An 812-nucleotide genomic window follows, 5' to 3' on the forward strand; every position below is an offset into this window, starting at 1 on the left:
AAAGACAGCGGGGACTACGTGGTTGATAGGTCAGGTGTGTAAGTACAGCAATGTATTGAGCTAACTGATACTAATGATCCGTGCGGCTTGACCATATAACCTCAAGTTGCCTTGGCTTTACGACAACGTCGTAAGAGCATCCAAGTGCACGCTACGTCACAAGAACTATGCGAGGCTGGCGCCTTGTCCCACAGGGACGAGTGCGACACTCCAAAAGCCTCCCTGGTGAAATTAGCGCTGTGGAACCACCCGATCCCATACCGAACTCGGAAGTGAAACGCAGCTGCGCCGATGGTAGTGTGGCTCAAGCCATGCGAGAGTAGGTCATCGCCAGGGTTTACACCCGAGAACCCCGCTGCTTGCGCAGCGGGGTTTTCCTTTTTTTGCAAGCCCTCGGTTCCGACCTGGACTTGCAGCAACAACTTCACGAAGAGCTTCAAGTTCCTCAAACAAGTTGTTGACAAAGCTGAAAGGCCTGCCATAATAGGCGGCTCGCAACGACGAAAGGCCCTCGGGCCCAACGACGAAGCAGCATCGGCAACAACGTCCACTCCGGTGAGACGGCCTTGAAAAAAGGTGTTGACGAAGCGGAAAAGCCGGCTATAATGGGCGGCTCGCTACGAAGGAAACTTCGCAGCACACGGGAACGGCGCTGAGGCCACTTCCCCGGATCTTTGAAAGTATGCGCAGGTATCTTGTGAAGGCGCCTGCAGGAAGGATGATTGTCCATCTTGCAGACGTTTGATCAAGCAACTATTAATTGTTTTAAAGCAAGCGATACGTTGCCAGAATCAATCATCTGCAGCTTTAAA

The 812-nt window shown here is 52.5% G+C and carries 2 rRNA genes; both read left to right on the top strand.

The window, feature by feature from the left end:
• Positions 1-95: ribosomal RNA gene (locus A7X97_RS22000) — 23S ribosomal RNA — on the top strand; the annotation flags it as partial.
• A gap of 126 nt (positions 96-221) precedes the next feature.
• Positions 222-336 (top strand): 5S ribosomal RNA (rrf, locus tag A7X97_RS06500).
• Positions 337-812: the final 476 nt, after the last annotated feature.

The sequence above is a fragment of the Stenotrophomonas sepilia genome (assembly GCF_003244875.1).
Lineage (GTDB): Bacteria > Pseudomonadota > Gammaproteobacteria > Xanthomonadales > Xanthomonadaceae > Stenotrophomonas > Stenotrophomonas sepilia.